Annotated in this window: 11 protein-coding genes and 3 pseudogenes; 6 read left to right on the top strand and 8 right to left on the bottom strand. The window is 50.0% G+C overall.

Features of this window, described 5'->3' with window-relative positions; translation table 11 throughout:
• Positions 1–17: 17 nt before the first annotated feature.
• The 3 genes and pseudogenes from RY075_RS24675 to RY075_RS24665 all read left to right on the top strand — a co-directional run bounded on the left by RY075_RS24675 (position 18) and on the right by RY075_RS24665 (position 3,916).
• Positions 18–2,531 (top strand): fimbria/pilus outer membrane usher protein, encoded by a 2,514-nt coding sequence (locus RY075_RS24675; protein ID WP_338628939.1) that lies wholly within the window; start codon positions 18–20, stop codon positions 2,529–2,531.
• Positions 2,532–2,734: 203 nt separating this feature from the next.
• Positions 2,735–2,878: pseudogene (locus tag RY075_RS24670) on the top strand (IS630 family transposase); the annotation flags it as partial.
• A gap of 45 nt (positions 2,879–2,923) precedes the next feature.
• Positions 2,924–3,916 (top strand): fimbrial protein, encoded by a 993-nt coding sequence (locus RY075_RS24665; RefSeq protein WP_338628937.1) that lies wholly within the window; start codon positions 2,924–2,926, stop codon positions 3,914–3,916.
• Between the two features lie 312 nt (positions 3,917–4,228).
• Here the strand turns inward: RY075_RS24665 and RY075_RS24660 are convergent.
• Positions 4,229–4,521 (bottom strand): annotated as a pseudogene (locus RY075_RS24660) (IS3 family transposase); the annotation flags it as partial.
• Between the two features lie 75 nt (positions 4,522–4,596).
• Here RY075_RS24660 and RY075_RS24655 point away from each other — a divergent pair.
• Positions 4,597–5,717 (top strand): IS3 family transposase gene (locus tag RY075_RS24655; protein WP_338628935.1). Its coding sequence is split into 2 segments (ribosomal slippage): positions 4,597–4,855 and positions 4,855–5,717, totalling 1,122 coding nucleotides; the frame shifts between segments, so codons are not numbered across the junction.
• 278 nt (positions 5,718–5,995) lie between these two features.
• Here RY075_RS24655 and rcnR read toward each other — a convergent pair.
• Positions 5,996–6,268: a Ni(II)/Co(II)-binding transcriptional repressor RcnR gene (rcnR, locus tag RY075_RS24650; RefSeq protein ID WP_338628933.1), complete on the bottom strand. Its 273-nt coding sequence runs from the start codon at positions 6,266–6,268 to the stop codon at positions 5,996–5,998.
• 123 nt (positions 6,269–6,391) lie between these two features.
• Here rcnR and RY075_RS24645 point away from each other — a divergent pair, with 123 nt between their 5' ends.
• Positions 6,392–7,504: a nickel/cobalt efflux protein RcnA gene (locus RY075_RS24645; RefSeq protein ID WP_338628975.1), complete on the top strand. Its 1,113-nt coding sequence runs from the start codon at positions 6,392–6,394 to the stop codon at positions 7,502–7,504.
• Positions 7,505–7,525: 21 nt separating this feature from the next.
• Here RY075_RS24645 and RY075_RS24640 read toward each other — a convergent pair.
• Both RY075_RS24640 and RY075_RS24635 read right to left on the bottom strand, forming a co-directional pair.
• Positions 7,526–7,945, bottom strand: a pseudogene (locus tag RY075_RS24640) (recombinase family protein); the annotation flags it as partial.
• Positions 7,946–7,979: 34 nt separating this feature from the next.
• Positions 7,980–10,988 carry a Tn3 family transposase gene (locus RY075_RS24635; protein ID WP_061356475.1) on the bottom strand — a complete coding sequence of 1,003 codons (3,009 nt, stop codon included), beginning with the start codon at positions 10,986–10,988 and terminating at the stop codon, positions 7,980–7,982.
• A gap of 159 nt (positions 10,989–11,147) precedes the next feature.
• Here RY075_RS24635 and RY075_RS24630 point away from each other — a divergent pair, with 159 nt between their 5' ends.
• A complete protein-coding gene (locus tag RY075_RS24630; RefSeq protein WP_187493970.1) occupies positions 11,148–11,708 on the top strand; it encodes a recombinase family protein in 561 nt (186 codons plus the stop codon).
• 104 nt (positions 11,709–11,812) lie between these two features.
• Here the strand turns inward: RY075_RS24630 and RY075_RS24625 are convergent, their stop codons facing one another.
• The 4 genes from RY075_RS24625 to RY075_RS24610 form a co-directional block, all read right to left on the bottom strand.
• Complete coding sequence (locus RY075_RS24625; RefSeq protein ID WP_015060465.1) at positions 11,813–12,787, bottom strand: helix-turn-helix domain-containing protein; 975 nt, start codon at positions 12,785–12,787, stop codon at positions 11,813–11,815.
• 128 nt (positions 12,788–12,915) lie between these two features.
• The gene (locus RY075_RS24620) at positions 12,916–13,695 is read right to left on the bottom strand and encodes an MBL fold metallo-hydrolase (RefSeq protein ID WP_015060466.1); all 780 of its coding nucleotides are present in this window, start codon (positions 13,693–13,695) and stop codon (positions 12,916–12,918) included.
• A gap of 191 nt (positions 13,696–13,886) precedes the next feature.
• A complete protein-coding gene (locus RY075_RS24615; RefSeq protein WP_015060467.1) occupies positions 13,887–14,819 on the bottom strand; it encodes a lysine exporter LysO family protein in 933 nt (310 codons plus the stop codon).
• A 156-nt stretch (positions 14,820–14,975) separates the two neighbouring features.
• On the bottom strand, positions 14,976–15,500 hold the full coding sequence (locus RY075_RS24610; RefSeq protein WP_249275502.1) for an isochorismatase family protein: 525 nt from the start codon (positions 15,498–15,500) through the stop codon (positions 14,976–14,978).
• Positions 15,501–15,599 lie beyond the last annotated feature (99 nt).

The following is a 15,599-nucleotide window of genomic DNA, read 5'->3' as shown; positions in this document are numbered from 1 at the left end:
ACCGGAACCGTTATTCAATGAAATCTCACAAGAACAAGCCAGTATTGTACACCAGCCGCTCCCGGAAGTTTGCCCGCCCATCGGGCCCTCACGGTTACGTATCGCCCCTGCCGCTGCTTGCCGTGCTGCTGCCGCTCAGCGCCAGTGTCCAGGCGCAGTCGCTGTACTTTATGGCCGATGCCCTGGAGCGAACGGGGGAGGCGGCAGACAGTATTGACCTCAGCCGTTTTGAAGAGGGGGAGCAGCTGCCGGGCACCTACAGGGTCGATATCTGGCTGAACGGGGAGCGGATACGCACCGCCAGTATCAACTTCGTGGCGCTACAGGGGCGCGGCCTGTCCCCGGAGCTGACCCCTGAAATGCTGCGGGAGCTGGGCGTTCGCGTTGACGCGTTCCCGGCGCTGGCATCCCTGCCTCCGGGGACGATCATCAACGACCCGGGCGCGTTTATCCCCGATGCGACCGCCCGGCTGGATTTTGACCAGCAGCGGCTTGATCTTTCTGTGCCACAGGCGGCGCTTGAGGTACAGGCCCGCGGCTCCGTCGATCCGTCCCGCTGGGACCAGGGGATCCCCGCCGCTCTTCTCAGCTACAGCGTAAGCGGCTCCCGAAACAGCCACAAGAGCGGTGACAGTCAGGAGCAGCTTTACGTGAACCTGCAGAGTGGCCTCAATCTTGGCCCGTGGCGCCTGCGTAACTACAGCACGGGCTCCAGCGACGCACGGAAATTCTCATCCGTCAGCACCACCCTGAGCCGCGACCTGCAGTTTCTCAGGGGGCAGCTTGAGCTCGGTGAAACAAGTACGCCGGGCGATATTTTTGACAGCGTGTTATTCAGGGGCGTGCAGATTTATTCTGACGACGCGATGCTGCCCGACAGCCTGCGCGGCTATGCGCCGGTGATCAGGGGTATTGCACAGAGCAACGCAAGGGTCACCGTGGAGCAAAACGGTTTTACCGTTTATCAGACCTACGTGGCGCCGGGAAGCTTCGAAATCCGGGATCTGTATCCGACGGCGTCAAGCGGCGATCTGAATGTAACGGTGACGGAAGCCGACGGCAGCGAGCGCCGCTTTGTTCAGCCATTTTCCTCGGTGCCGATGATGCTCCGTGAGGGGCGGCTGAAGTACACCTTCAGCGGCGGCGAATACCGCACCACGCAGGCCCTGGCCGTCACGCCGGGATTTGGTCTTGCCACGCTCGCCTACGGTCTGTCGAACCGCATCACCGCCTATACCGGTATGCTGGGCGCGGAGAACTACCGGTCGGGCGTGCTGGGAAGCGCATTCAGCCTCGGGGATCTGGGCTCGGTATCAACCGACGTGACTTATGCGGCCAGCACGCTGAATGACGTCACCCGCAGCAGACATACCGGGCAGTCCTACCGGGCGCAGTACTCGAAAACGGTGGCAACAACGGATACCACCATTACTCTTGCGAGCTACCGTTACTCCACGGAGGGTTTCTATACCTTTCAGGAAGTGAACGAAAGCGCCAGAGAGCGTTACAACAGGCGCAGCCGTCACCAGCTGAACCTGAGCCAGTCGGTGGCCTCTGCCGGCAGCGTGTACGTCTCTGCCTGGCAGCAGGATTACTGGCGAAAGAGCGGCTATGAGCGCAGCATCAGCACGGGCTATAACACCAGCCTCAACGGCATCAGCTATTCGCTGGGCTACACCCACAGCAGCAGCCCGGGAACAGCGAAAAATAACCAGCAGGTTGCGTTCAGCATGCAGGTTCCGCTGGACAGGTGGCTAAAGAACAGCTGGGCCAGCTACGGTCTGACCGGCCAGAAGTCCGGTCCTGTTGTCCATCAGGCCGGGCTGAGCGGTACGGCCCTGGCAGACAATAAGCTCAGCTACTCGCTGCGTCAGAGCTATAACAGGGACGAAAAGGATGCGGGCGGGAGCCTGAGCGGGAGTTACCGTGGTGCCTACGGGACGGTAAACACGGGCTACAGCTACAGTCGCGATAGCCGCCAGGTGAACTTTGGCATTCAGGGAGGGATTGTGGCGCATGAGAACGGCATCACCCTTTCCCAGCCGCTGGGCGACTCGGTGACGCTGGTGAAGGCGGCGGGGGCGTCTGGCGTGAGCATTCAGAACAACCCCGGGGTGTCGACCGACTGGCGGGGATACGCGGTGGTGCCTTACGCCAGTGCCTATCAGAATAATCGTGTCGCCATCGATACGCAGACGCTGGGACAGAATACGGAAATAGAAGAGACGGTGCTTGGCGTGGTGCCGACGCGAGGGGCGGTGGTACGGGCGACATTTAACGCGAAAGCCGGCCAGCGGGCGCTGCTGACGCTGATGTATCAGGGAAAACCGGTGCCGTTTGGTGCTCTGGTGAAGCAGAACGGTCAGGATAACGTGAGTATTGTGGGCGAAAACGGCGAGGTGTATCTGAGCGGTCTGGATGACGCAACCATGCTGACGGTACAGTGGAACGGAAGCAGGTGTATTACACGATTCAATCTTACACCAATTAAAGACAGCGGGATTATGGTGCAGACCATTGCATGTCGATGAATAAAAATACTGGAGTCAGTACAGGAAAAGGTTCTGTCGCATTAAGAAATGGTCTGGTAACAAACTGTTAAATGGGTTTCAGGTCAAAAAAGAATCGAAAGCCGTATTTTGTTAACATAAGAGCCACAACCGGGCACCATCATTGTGCGCCCGGCGGCAACATTCATGGTCAGGAAATATTTAAAACGATGATTCAATTTTCTAACCATGAACGGCTATGGCAGGCGCTTCACAGCACGATAACGCGCAACCATCAGTGCCGTTCGATGTGGCAGTTGTTGAAAAAAGTTCACCATTTTATGGAAATCATTAGCCCGTTCCCCGTAGGTAATCATGGGCTGGCATAAGTGTAGCAGTATTCGGCGCAGCTATTTAGGTAGAAGGAGTATATTATGTTTTTTATCAGATGCAATATATGTGCATTGTTATTCATTATTTCAGCATACAGCCATGCTACTTGTACATTGCAAAATGGAGCTAGAGAGGGAAGTATTACAGTTAGTATGGATCCTCAAAATTTGAATCCAGGCCAGAGTTTGGCTATTAAAACATCCCAGACTCAAGCACAAGCCGCATCAGCTATGGGCATAGCAAGAGATACAGTATTTGTCCGTTGCACCAATAGTGAGTCGCTGGTAATGACGAATGGCTCTTTTACTCCAATAGCTGGCTTTAGCCCTGATGGTACTGGTTTTATTGAAACTGGCATTGATAACTTATATTTTTATATACAATATACTCCAGGCTCTGCAACCGGCATTCGTTATCCAAATACAGATGGTGGGATATATTCTCGTTTAGTAAGTACGTTTAATCATGGATTTCCTCGATGGTTAGATATTGGGAGCCTAAATGTACATCTCTATCAAAATGGTAAAATTTCAAATGGTGGTGTAGTCCCGGCAGGAACTATCGTCAGGTGGGGGACATCTGATGGAATTCAATTACTTAACATTAATGTTAATAGTTTCACAGTTTATGTGAAGGCATGCTCAGTGTTAAATCCTACATTGAATGTAGATATGGGAGCTATAAATAAAAGTCAATTTACAGGTGTTGGCAGCACTGCCGGGGGCAATAATTTTACGATTTCCATGAACTGCGATTCAGATATAGACCCTGCAATAACATTTACTGGCGTAACACCTAAAAATGGAAGTGTATTATCCCTGAACGATTATGATTCCAACACTACAGCCCAGGGGGTTGGTATTACAATGCTATATCAAAATAAGCAAATTAATTTTGACTCCCCCTTAAATCTCGGTGCAAGTTTACAAGGAATTAATAATTTCAATTTTGATGCAAAATACATTCAAACTTCTGAAAAAATAACAGGGGGGAGTGCTAATTCAACCGTAAACTTTACAGTTACATATCAGTAATATCAGTTTTTTTTTCAAAACCCATATTTAAGCTAAATTTTTAATTTAAATTTGAGAAGGGGAGGGAATAGTCTCTGAATGATCGATGAATATATAGGGCTATGTCGTATCAACGGCGGTATGTTACATAAATAGTATTATCGGTTTTTCAGGTGACCAGCTGATAAAAGGTTCTCTCACATTAAGGGATTTCCAGGTTACATACTATTTTTTCTTACACTAAGCCCGCAAATACCTGAGACGGAGCTTGATTATTACGATGAGCACAGACTGTACTGACCCTACAACAGTTGACAAATTCTGTCCTCACGACTAGGCCTGTTTAAAGGCCTCCGGACTGACGCCGCCGAGATGACTGTGGCGAAAGGACCGATTGTAGAAGACTTAATGTAATCGAAGATATCGGCCCGGGCCAGATCCCGGGTTTTATAGATGCGTTTTCTGATCCGTTCTTTTTTCAGTGAACTGAAGAACGATTCGGCCACCGCATTATCCCAGCAGTTGCCACGCCGGCTCATCCTGGGTGCCAGATTATTGGCGCGACAGAACCGTTGCCAGTCGTCGCTGCCGTACTGACTGCCCTGGTCTGAGTGTACGATAACCTTGCAGTGGCCTGCTCCCCGTTGATTAACACACCGCGATGTTAGTAATGTCTTCATAAGCCACATGAGGACATTCCCATGAAGAAGCGATTTTCCGACGAACAGATCATCAGTATTCTCCGCGAGGCAGAAGCCGGGGTTTCGGCCCGGGAACTCTGCCGCAAGCACGCCATTTCAGACGCCACCTTTTATACCTGGCGCAAGAAGTTCGGCGGCATGGAAATTCCCGAAGTGAAGCGGCTCAGGTCGCTTGAAGAGGAGAACGCTCGTCTCAAGAAGCTGCTGGCTGAAGCCATGCTAGATAAGGAGGCGCTTCAGGTGGCTCTGGGCCGAAAGCTCTGACGACAGACCAGAAGCGGGAAGCCGTGGAGGTCATGTGTGAGGCAACGGGTCTGTCGCAACGCCGTGCCTGCAGGCTGGCCGGTCTGTCACTTTCAACCTGCCGTTATTCGGCCCAGCGTCCGGCTGCTGACGCGCAACTGTCTCTACGCATCACAGAGCTGGCACTAGAACGCAGGCGATTTGGTTACCGGCGCATCTGGCAGTTATTGCGCCGGGAGGGCCTTCACGTCAACCACAAGCGGGTTTACCGCATCTATCACCTTAACGGTCTGGGTGTAAAACGCAGGCGCCGCCGTAAGGGTCTGGCGACTGAACGGCTTCCGCTTCTTCGTCCGGATGCTCCGAATCTGACATGGTCGATGGATTTTGTCATGGATGCACTTGCCAGCTGCCGCCGGATTAAGTGCCTGACCTGTGTGGATGATTTCACGAAGGAGTGTCTGACGATCACCGCCGCTTTTGGGATTTCAGGTATTCAGGTCGCGCGTATTCTGGACAGCATTGCGCTGTTTCGTGGATATCCTGAGACGATAAGAACCGATCAGGGCCCGGAATTTACCTGCCGCGTGCTGGATCAATGGGCCTTTGAACATGGTGTTGAGTTGCGCTTAATCCAGCCGGGCAAGCCAACTCAGAACGGATTTATTGAGAGTTTCAATGGTCGCTTTCGGGATGAATGCCTGAATGAACACTGGTTCAGCGATGTTCTTCATGCCCGGAAAATCATTAATGACTGGCGGCAGGACTATAACGAGTCCAGACCTCATTCATCGCTGAATTACCAGACGCCATCTGAATTTGCAGCAGGCTGGCGAAACGGGAGACATGAAGAAAAATCAACCGACATTACTAACTGAAGGTTGTATCTAATACTGATGGCAGGTCACCTACATAGTGAAGAAACGTACTACCGCATATCCACCCCTATCCTATGGATAAACATGTAGCAAGTAGCAAACCTTAAGCTTATTATGTGATATTAGGGGTCAACTTGGAAAACGGAAAATATCCTACGCTAAGACTGTTTTTTGTACAGCTTTGCTCCATCACGTGTAAGAGTTACGCGTGATTTCAGTCCATCTTTTGGGCTTATTTGAGAAGGGAAAAATAGAGGTGGTGTTTCAAAAGAGGATTTTTACTTGATGTATGAGTCCAGTACCTTCAACACTACCTCAAGGTCTTCCTCACGTTTTTTTTCCTCACCTTCATGAACAATATGTTCTGTAAGATGCCCTTTTATTACCTCACGCATTAAACCATTCACTGCCCCACGTATTGCTGCGATCTGTTGCAGTACGGAGGCGCATTCATGGGGTTCATCCAGCATTTTTTTCAGAGCCACGACCTGCCCCTGAATCTTGTTTGTGCGGGCTATGATTTTTTGTTTATCACGGATCGTATGCGACATTCTGAAACCTCATTCACCAAAATAACTCCCTAAATTGTATCACCCTCATTCTACTGGGGGGTAGTATATTTTACTGGGGGGGAGTAGAATCCGAACCATCATTTCTAACCAAGACTTATTATAATGAACGAATTTACTACCCTTTTGCAGCAAGGTAACGCCTGGTTTTTTATTCCCAGTGCAATTTTACTCGGTGCTCTTCATGGGCTGGAACCTGGACATTCAAAAACCATGATGGCGGCTTTCATCATCGCAATCAGGGGCACTATCCGGCAGGCTGTCATGCTTGGGCTGGCGGCGACCCTTTCACATACTGCGATCGTATGGTTGATTGCCTTTGGTGGGATGTATCTTAGCAATAAGTTCACCGCAGAATCTGCCGAACCCTGGCTACAGCTGATTTCCGCTGTCATCATTCTGAGCACAGCTCTCTGGATGTTCTGGCGAACGTGGAAAGGTGAAAAAAATTGGCTGGAAGGAATGCAGGAGAGTGAAAAACACCTTCATCATAATGAATTACGCCTGATTGACACCGGCCACGGTAAAATTGAATTATCCATTTTCGAAGAAGGCCAACCACCGCACTGGCAATTACGCACACTCAGTGGCAGAAAATGGGAAGCCCGTGATGTATCGCTGATCACAACACGGGAGGCTGCTAAGTTTTCACAGCTTTTTGATTTTGTTGATAAGGGTGACTATTTAGAGTCCCGATTACCCATTCCTGAACCTCATGATTTTGCGGTACGTCTTTCTTTAGGTCATCGGGGTCATGTCCATGATTATGATGTTTCGTTCCAGGAACACGAGCATGACCATTCTTTGCTGGAAGGTCTGGATGTCAATTCTAAGGAATATCAGGATGCCCACGAACTGTCACATGCCAATGACATCAAGCGCCGTTTTACCGATAAAGAGGTTACAAACGGACAGATCCTGTTGTTTGGTCTGACAGGAGGGCTTATCCCTTGTCCTGCGGCAATTACGGTATTACTCATTTGCATACAGCTTAAAGCTTTAACATTAGGTGCAACACTGGTTGTCAGCTTCAGTATTGGGCTTGCTCTGACGCTGGTAACTGTCGGTATAGGCGCAGCTGTGAGTGTTCGCCAGGTTGCAAAACGCTGGAGTGGTTTTAATACAATTGCAAAAAAAGCACCTTACTTTTCAAGTGCTCTTATTGGATGTGTCGGTGTTTACATGGGGATTCATGGGTATCTTGGGATCATTGGCTAATTGCTCCGCAGGCGGTGTATTTTAACATTTTGGATCTGCCGCTTTTACCCTGAGGATAGTTTGCCGCGTCGTGTTGAACTCACGGGCAACTGCACTAACACTAAAGCCTGCATTAAGACGTTCAACCGCTGCTAACTTTTGCTCTTCGTTCAGCGTGGGAGGACGTCCGAAACGTTTTCCTGCTGCTTTTGCCCTCATAATACCTGAATGCGTACGCTCAAGCAGCAGATCCCGCTCAAACTCCGCTACAGCAGAAATCACCTGCATAGTCATTTTTCCGGCCGGACTGGTCAAGTCGACACCACCGAGAGCGAGGCAATGAACGCGAATATCTGAAACCGCCAGTTGCTCTACTGTTTTTCGGATATCCATCGCATTACGACCCAAACGGTCAAGTTTGGTGACGATCAGCACATCACCATTTTCCATGCGATCAAGCAACGGGGTTCGAGGTCCAATGATGTAAAAAACCACGCTAAGAGGTTAATTCATTGTTTGTATTGAAATTTAATGGTCTTAACTCGCCCTTTAAAATATCGTCTGGTAACGAAAACGTATAATGCCCCAGCATATTTATATGGCCATGTATCAGCGGCGACAATCTTGCCAGGTGCTCCTCCTCAGGTGTTTCCCCCGATTTGCGAAGATGTGACAACGCCTCCTGCATGTAAAGTGTATTCCACAGCACAACCGCATTGGTCACCAGGCCCAGAGCACCCAGTTGATCTTCCTGACCTTCACGGTAGCGTTTTCTAATCTCACCACGTTGTCCGTAGCAAATGGCTCGAGCCACTGCATGGCGTCCTTCTCCCCGGTTGAGCTGAGTGAGTATCCGACGCCGGTAATCCTCATCATCGATATAGTTGAGAAGATACAAAGTCTTGTTGACCCGGCCCACTTCCATAATCGCCTGAGCCAGACCAGATGGTCGGCTACTTCTCAACAGTGAACGAATAAGCTCTGATGCATGGATGGTCCCAAGCTTCAGTGAGCCCGCCATTCGCATCATTTCATCCCATTGGGATTCTATTTTTGAAAGTTCAACACATCCCCGGGCCAGCTCATTCAGGGCACCATAATGGGCTATTTTATCTGCCCGCCAGAATATCGCCCCACCTGCATCGGCCAGACGAGGGGAAAACTGGTAGCCCAGTAACCAGAACAGGCCAAAAATGATATCGCTGGATCCTGCCGTGTCCGTCATAATTTCTACCGGATTCAGCCCGGTCTGCTGCTCCAGAAGCCCTTCCAGTACAAAGATGGAATCACGAAGCGTACCGGGAACGACAATGCCATGGAAACCGGAGTACTGATCTGAGACGAAGTTGTACCAGGTGATACCGCGTCCTGAACCAAAGTATTTACGATTTGGTCCGGAATTAACCGTTTTAACCGGTGTGACAAAACGCATACCATCTGCGGAGGCAACCTCCCCACCTCCCCAGTACCCTGCGAGCGGCAGCGTGGACTGAAAATCAACCAGCCGTGCATTAGCGCTAACCAGCGTTTCTGCCCTGAGATAATTTTGTTTAACCCAGCTCAGGCGATGACGAGTAAGCGCGGGAATATTATGCTTTATCAGAGGTTCATGCCCTATATTGCAGGCTTCCGCCAGCAATGTTGCGCACAGACTGACCTGGAGATCCTGCGCCCGTGCACCTGATTCACTGACGTGGCTGAATTCGCGGGTAAAACCGGTTCGGGCATCTATTTCAAGCAACAGCTCAGTCAGATCAACGGGTGGGATCAGTTCTCTTACCCGATGATTCAATTGTATCAGTGCCGGTGGCTCATCCAGTTTATCCAGACTGCTGATCGTCAGTGAGGGATGCTTACCTTCATTGCTTATGCTGACCGCTGCGTTGCAGGCAAAACGTGAAGCCACTGATTTCCATGTGTCATCAAGCCGCGTAGCCAGTTGTTCTGCTGCTTTAGTTCCGTCTGATGGATGACCCAGCGCCCGACATACCGGGATCCGTTGTGCCTGCCATTCAGCTCCCTGAAGCAATTTTTGACGCGGGTCCCCCCACCGGTCACTGTTCTCCAGCCAGAGATCACGACGGCGCAAAGAATCCTGAAGGCGCTCAAGAAGGCACAACGAGTAACCCGCTCGTAGAATCCTGCCATCTCTGTCGTAGACCAGACGTTTCCAGGGGCCGGAAATGATTTGCTCTGGTGCATCGTCGAGAATTCGCTTTTTTGAGCCACTCAGTTCGGCCAGATAATGGATTGCTGACAATGTGTGCTCCCCGGCCGGGGCAGCCTGAAAGTGTAAGTCACGCAACATCGCGGAAAGAAAGCGCTTCACCCGTCCATATTGTTCCACCATTTCATCCTGAAAGTGAGTATCCTGAGGGCGCGCCAGCTCATTTACCTTACCGACGGATTCAGCCAGTTTGTCCTTTGGTATGCGGCGAAAAATAGCCTGCCGCAGAGCTGCTTCATCGGTGTTCTCATCAAGTAATAACGAGCATGCCCGTGCCAGTAATAGCGCGGCACGATCAAGATCTTTCAGGGTCCTGAGCCGCTTTTTCTGCCCAATACTTTTCGCAGAACGAGTGATATCCAGAATAAGCATATCCAGCACATCAACGGCCTCGTCAAGCGCCGAAATTTCCTGCGCTTTTACAAACGCAGTAAGCACGGCCAGTCGCCGTTCCTCAGGCATTCTTGAAATATATTTCACCGAAGCCATTCCGGCATAACGGGCCAAATTTCGCAGCTGGATGGCAGGCAGACCGGAAAAATTCAGCCGGGAAAACTCCATGCTACGCAGTCGGGTATATCGCTCCAGGGCGTCTGTAAATGACGGTCCACTGATAGTGACAGGACCTTTTCGTATCTCCTCCAGCACCGATATACGCTGCCCTTCAGGTATTTCAAGTAAACCGTCCAGTTGCGCTTTTTGCCAGCTGTCAGGCAACAAAGCCAGCCTTCGCCACAATCGTCGACTTGCCCGTTCACGTACTTCGCCAATCAACCTTGTCAGAGTCGAGGCTGCGGGTAACAGGATCTTATTTTGCAGCAACCATGCAGTAGCAAAATCAAACAGCAGACCTGGGCGCTCATTGCTGAGCCAGGCGCGAGTATAGAGCAAACGCTTCAGTCTGAATGTCCAGGGGAAATCACCAAAATCATGATAATCATAATAGAGCTTGATAAGCCCCTGATGCTCCCAGCGGGTATTTTCTCTTTCAGCATATCGGGAAAGGATCTCTGGTCGGCTGATGTTCAACTGTGCCGCAATGTAAAAACGGATGAATGAAGGAATTTGAAGGGGATCAGGAAGAAATGTTCCCAGGAAGCGCGCCGTAGTCAGCTGAAGTGCAATCCCCAGACGGTTATGTTTTCCCCGTCGCTGATTAATAAAAGCAAGGTCACGCTCATCCAGATGAAAATATCGGGCCAGTTGAACCTCATTTGGCTCTGCCACATAGCGACCGTAGTTTTCTGTCTGTTCTCTGGTCAGAAAATCATCACTCATTGCGCATCCTTTCGTAAACTGGCGATCTGCTCTATTCTTGACAGTCTCAGATATTATAAGTTTTGAGACCTATCTAAATGGGTATAAACATGAGTATCAAAAATCGTATTTTATGCTTTATGATACTACGCAGTATCAATATCGATTTGTGAGACCAATATGGCATTACTGGGATATGCGAGAGTATCAACCAGCCATCAGAAACTGACGATGCAAATTTCTGAGCTGAAATCTGCCGGGGTCAGGGACGATCGCATTTTTACTGACATGATGTCGGGAGCCACAGACGCACGGGAAGGGTTGCAGCGGCTGCTGGCACGGGCAGAAAAGGATGACGTCATCCTGTGTACCAAAATGGATCGTATGGGCCGTAATACCGCTGATATGATCCACATTGTGGATGCCTGCTATAAAAAGGGGATCGCCATACGTTTTCTGGAAAACGGCCTCAGTACCGAAGGAACTATGGGAAAAATGGTGATACAGATTCTGGCCGCCGTGGCTGAGGCAGAACGGGAACGCATTCTTGAGCGTACCAATGATGGCCGGGTAATAGCTATGGCTGCTGGTGTTAAATTCGGGCGAAAACCCCATAGCAAATCTGTGATTGCCCTGCAATTTATACGTCAAAAAATGACGGCTGAAGCTGTGATGAACAAAACGGGGATTTCGCGGGCAACCTATTATCGTTTGAAAAAAGTAGCACTAAATCCTTTTTAAATCGACGCTAAAGAATGAGCAAGTTCACTCATTTCAGGAACAAATTTTCATTCCGGTATCAGGTTGCCAGTTTTTTAAAACTATTCTGATTTCTTAGCTTCCGCTCAGGCCTTTTCGTGATCAACAGGTACAGGACCGCGAAATGCCCGGCGCCATTCGCTTGGGCTGACGCTGAATTTCGCCTTAAAACTCTGGCGGAAAGAGATTGGCGACTGAAACCCGGCCATGTCAGACACGCTTTCAATACTGCTGTCCGTAGTTTCCAGCAACTCCTGGCTTCTCTGAAGACGCTCAGCGTTTAGCCAGTCACCCAGCGTTGTCCCGGTTGCCTTAAAAAAATGACGGGTAAGTGTCCGCCTGCTCATGCTGGCAAACCCCGCCAGCGAGTCGAGGTCGTGCGGCTTGTCCAGATTGCGACGCAGGTAGTCCATCAGCTCGTTCATTTTTCCGTCCCGCGTAGATACAGGGACCGGGCGTTCAATAAACTGTGCCTGACCGCCTTCCCGGTAAGGAGGAACCACCATTCTTCTTGCTACCCGGTTTGCAACCGCTGAACCGTAATGATCCCTGATGATATTAAGACAGCAGTCAATACCGGCGGCGGTGCCGGCAGAGGTAATAAGGCGTTCATCGCTGGTATACAGCGAGTTGCTGTCCAGACGAACGGCGGGAAATCGTTCAACGAAGTCCTGCTCGAACTCCCAGTGTGTTGCAGCCCGGTGCTGATCCAGCAAGCCGGAATACGCGAGCACGTAAGCTCCCAGGCAAAGCCCCACCACTTCTGCGCCGCGCTGCCATGCGTTTATCAGCTTATCAAGTAACGCCTGAGAAGGCCGCTCTTCCGGATGATTCCAGTAAGGCACGATAATAATGTCTGCGACGTCAAGTAACTCAAGGCCATGTTCCACATTGATTGACAGGCCAATATCTGACAGGACGACGCCCGGTTTTTCAGCACAAATTTCCACGCGGAATAAATCCGGCTGCGGCATAGACTGTCCGAAAATAATACAGGGGACTGAAAAGTGAAACGGGCTGAATCCGGCCGTGGCAATCACGGCGACCGTCAATGCAGACATAACGTTAACCTTACCGTAAAGGATAGCCACCGGAACACCGGCGGCAGTATTGCTGATTCCGATTGATCAGAGGATAACAGGTGACCTGTCGGAATACATTCTTCCCCTGAATCAATCTTATTGGCTTATCAGAAAGCCATTGTTTCACCGTCTGCAGGAATAAGAATCTTATCTTCAATACCGTGTTCAAGTGAGAACTCGCGTAATTCTGCGCGGGTAAGGAGGCAATGATTGATTGATTCCATGTGAGACGCCACGATGGTCGCAGTCGGCAACATCTTAAGCGTGCGCAAGGTATCTTCTTTGCCCATGATGATCGGACCGTACAGGTCGTTGACCGCATAGCCGGTATTGAGTACCACAATCTCCGGCTTGAAGCGCTGAAGGCTTTTTACATAAGGCTTAACCCAGACGGTGTCACCGGCGATATAAAGCGTTTTTTCATCATGATGCGTGAAGACCAGACCGCATGCGTCACCCAGTAAATCACCCAATTGGGCATCGGCGTACAGTTCGTTACTGCCGTGCTGGCCGTCAGTTTTATAAATCGTCAGTCCGTCAACAAAATGATTTTCATCTTTCAGTACCCGGATGTTAAAAAAGCCCTGAGAACGGATCAGCGCCGCATCTTTTTCATCCTGCGTATAAATAAGCATGTCTTTAGGAACAGCCTGCTGCGCTGCTTCGTCCCAGTGATCGGTATGAGTGTGGGTCAGGATAACGGCATCAACAGCCAGTAAATCTTCTACAGGCACAGGCAAAGCAACCATGGGATTACGCAGGTGCGGGCGAGCACTCCCGGCAAAACCATCCCAGGCTTCCTTTTCTGCCAGCATTGGGTCGATAAGGAATTTTTTACCGGCATATTGCAGCACGAGAGTGGCATTGCGGATTTGCGTTAATTTCATTAGTTGCTCCAGGGATTCATCAGATTTTGAGGCTCAGCCACTGCGTTCGACTGGGTGGCTGCGAGTGGCTTTACTATAAGAGCAGGAAGGGATAGGCCGTGATATGCCCACAGGTCATAAGTCGATGAAATCAGGTCAATCGCAATGGTTAAGTTTTCTTACTGTCCTTTCTCCGCTGCCAAAAGGCCTGTTCAAAGGTAATAGAAAAAAGGGATCAAAAAGGGAACAACCAGCGTCGTGATCCCGCCCATCAGAACAGCAAAAGGGACATAATCCGCGCCGCAGTACTTCTCAATAACTGGCAGCGTCACATCAAGAGCCGTTGAACCGGATATAGCGATGGTGGCGTTACTGTAACCGAACCGCGAAATCAGCGGAATGAGCATCAGCGCAGATATCCCGCGAAACAGATCGCTTAAGAAAGCCACGGTTCCTAACAGAGGATTGCCCATTTTGGTGAACAGCGTTCCAGAAAGGGTATACCAGCCAAACCCGGATCCGATCGCAAGAACCTCATGGAGCGGCACGTTGATAAACAATGATGCCAGGGCGGCCCCCATAAATGATGATAATATCGTGACCAACGTCAGCCTCAGGTTAGCTTTGTTTAACAGCACGCGTTTAATACTGATATTCGAATACGATAATTTTACCGCGACGGAAAATATCAACAGATACAGAAGCAAAGATATAATGCGGTCTGCGTCCAGGTCGGGCATTAACCCTCTGAACCCCAGTATAAAGCCGGCCGCCGCCGTGATTATCTGAGTAAGCGTGGGAAGAAAAATTGACAGCAGATCTGAATGACTGTTCTGCAGGTGTGAAGCATTACGGAGAAGCCGTTTTTCTCCACTCAGCTTGCCCACAGCGACCAGGGTAATAAAGGTGACCACCGATGTACCTGACGCAATGATCAGAGCATTAAAGCCCGCGACGGAGAGTTGCCCCTTAATATCAGGGATCTCGCCAACCGTGGCCCCCATAAACAACAGAAGCAAATACAGAGACAGCATTGAAATTTTATCAAAGAAGGAAGGGTGACTATTTTTAACGACTTTTTTCAGGTTAAGTCCGCCCGCAAAGGCCAGGAAAATAGGCAGCAGGCTGTATAAGGCGATGAGCATTTTTTCCTTAATAAATTAAGCAGATGTTTATATGAATAAGCGGTCGTACACCGTAAATAGCCACGATGAAGCCGGGAGGGTTATCAAAGAGAGGGCTGTGTTATCGGGTAACAACACAACCCATATATAGACCTGCGATTTTTACAAACCAGAGAGTTATTTTACGCTGCAGCGCGCACTCAGCCCGAACAGGGCAAGGTCGCTCAGTGCTTTGGTTGGCGCAGCGCACCCTTCAGCAATAATGTGCATATTCATCCCCAGTCCCTGCGGGGAAAGCGCCGTATGCGTGACACAGTGTTGCGTCATCATGCCGGTAAGATAAATATCAGTAATGCCGTTGTCACGTAGCAGCTGCTCAAGACCGGTTTCTAAGAAGCTGTCTGCCTCTTTCTTAATGATAACCGGCGCATCTCCCAGCGCAGCGACAACATCCGGATGAATTTTCGCACCCTCACTGTCAGGCCTGAAGAATGGTGCATCGGCTGTTGCGATATGCTGAATACCGACGATCAACCAGCCTTCCTCACGCGCTTTTTCAATCGCGTTAACTGCACCTTTACAGGCTGTTTCAGGCGCCTCAAGTGGAAAGGAACCACCTGGGAAATAATCATTCTGGATATCGATAACGATCAGTGCATTTTTCATGTTCAGTCCTTGGGATTTATTTGTCGAAAGGGTCACAGAGTGACCTAAAAACTAGCAACTAAACACTCAATCCCGTGAGGGGGCGTAAAGTCAAATTTCGATGGGAGCGGGCCAATAAAAAATTATTTTTTCCTG

Origin of the sequence: Enterobacter sp. JJBC, assembly GCF_036936505.1 — a bacterium.
GTDB classification, from domain to species: Bacteria; Pseudomonadota; Gammaproteobacteria; order Enterobacterales; family Enterobacteriaceae; genus Enterobacter; species Enterobacter hormaechei_C.
Note: the sequence above shows the minus strand (reverse complement) of the source record. Positions and strands in the feature narration are given on the sequence as shown.

Bases quoted from the DNA above. Each gene is read 5' to 3' on its own strand.
- RY075_RS24645 (WP_338628975.1), top strand. From the start codon at position 6,392: ATGAACGAATTTACTACCCTTTTGCAGCAAGGTAACGCCTGGTTTTTT.
- RY075_RS24630 (WP_187493970.1), top strand. From the start codon at position 11,148: ATGGCATTACTGGGATATGCGAGAGTATCAACCAGCCATCAGAAACTG.
- RY075_RS24675 (WP_338628939.1), top strand. From the start codon at position 18: ATGAAATCTCACAAGAACAAGCCAGTATTGTACACCAGCCGCTCCCGG.
- RY075_RS24625 (WP_015060465.1), bottom strand. From the start codon at position 12,787: ATGTCTGCATTGACGGTCGCCGTGATTGCCACGGCCGGATTCAGCCCG.
- RY075_RS24620 (WP_015060466.1), bottom strand. From the start codon at position 13,695: ATGAAATTAACGCAAATCCGCAATGCCACTCTCGTGCTGCAATATGCC.
- rcnR (WP_338628933.1), bottom strand. From the start codon at position 6,268: ATGTCGCATACGATCCGTGATAAACAAAAAATCATAGCCCGCACAAAC.
- RY075_RS24615 (WP_015060467.1), bottom strand. From the start codon at position 14,819: ATGCTCATCGCCTTATACAGCCTGCTGCCTATTTTCCTGGCCTTTGCG.
- RY075_RS24665 (WP_338628937.1), top strand. From the start codon at position 2,924: ATGTTTTTTATCAGATGCAATATATGTGCATTGTTATTCATTATTTCA.
- RY075_RS24635 (WP_061356475.1), bottom strand. From the start codon at position 10,988: ATGAGTGATGATTTTCTGACCAGAGAACAGACAGAAAACTACGGTCGC.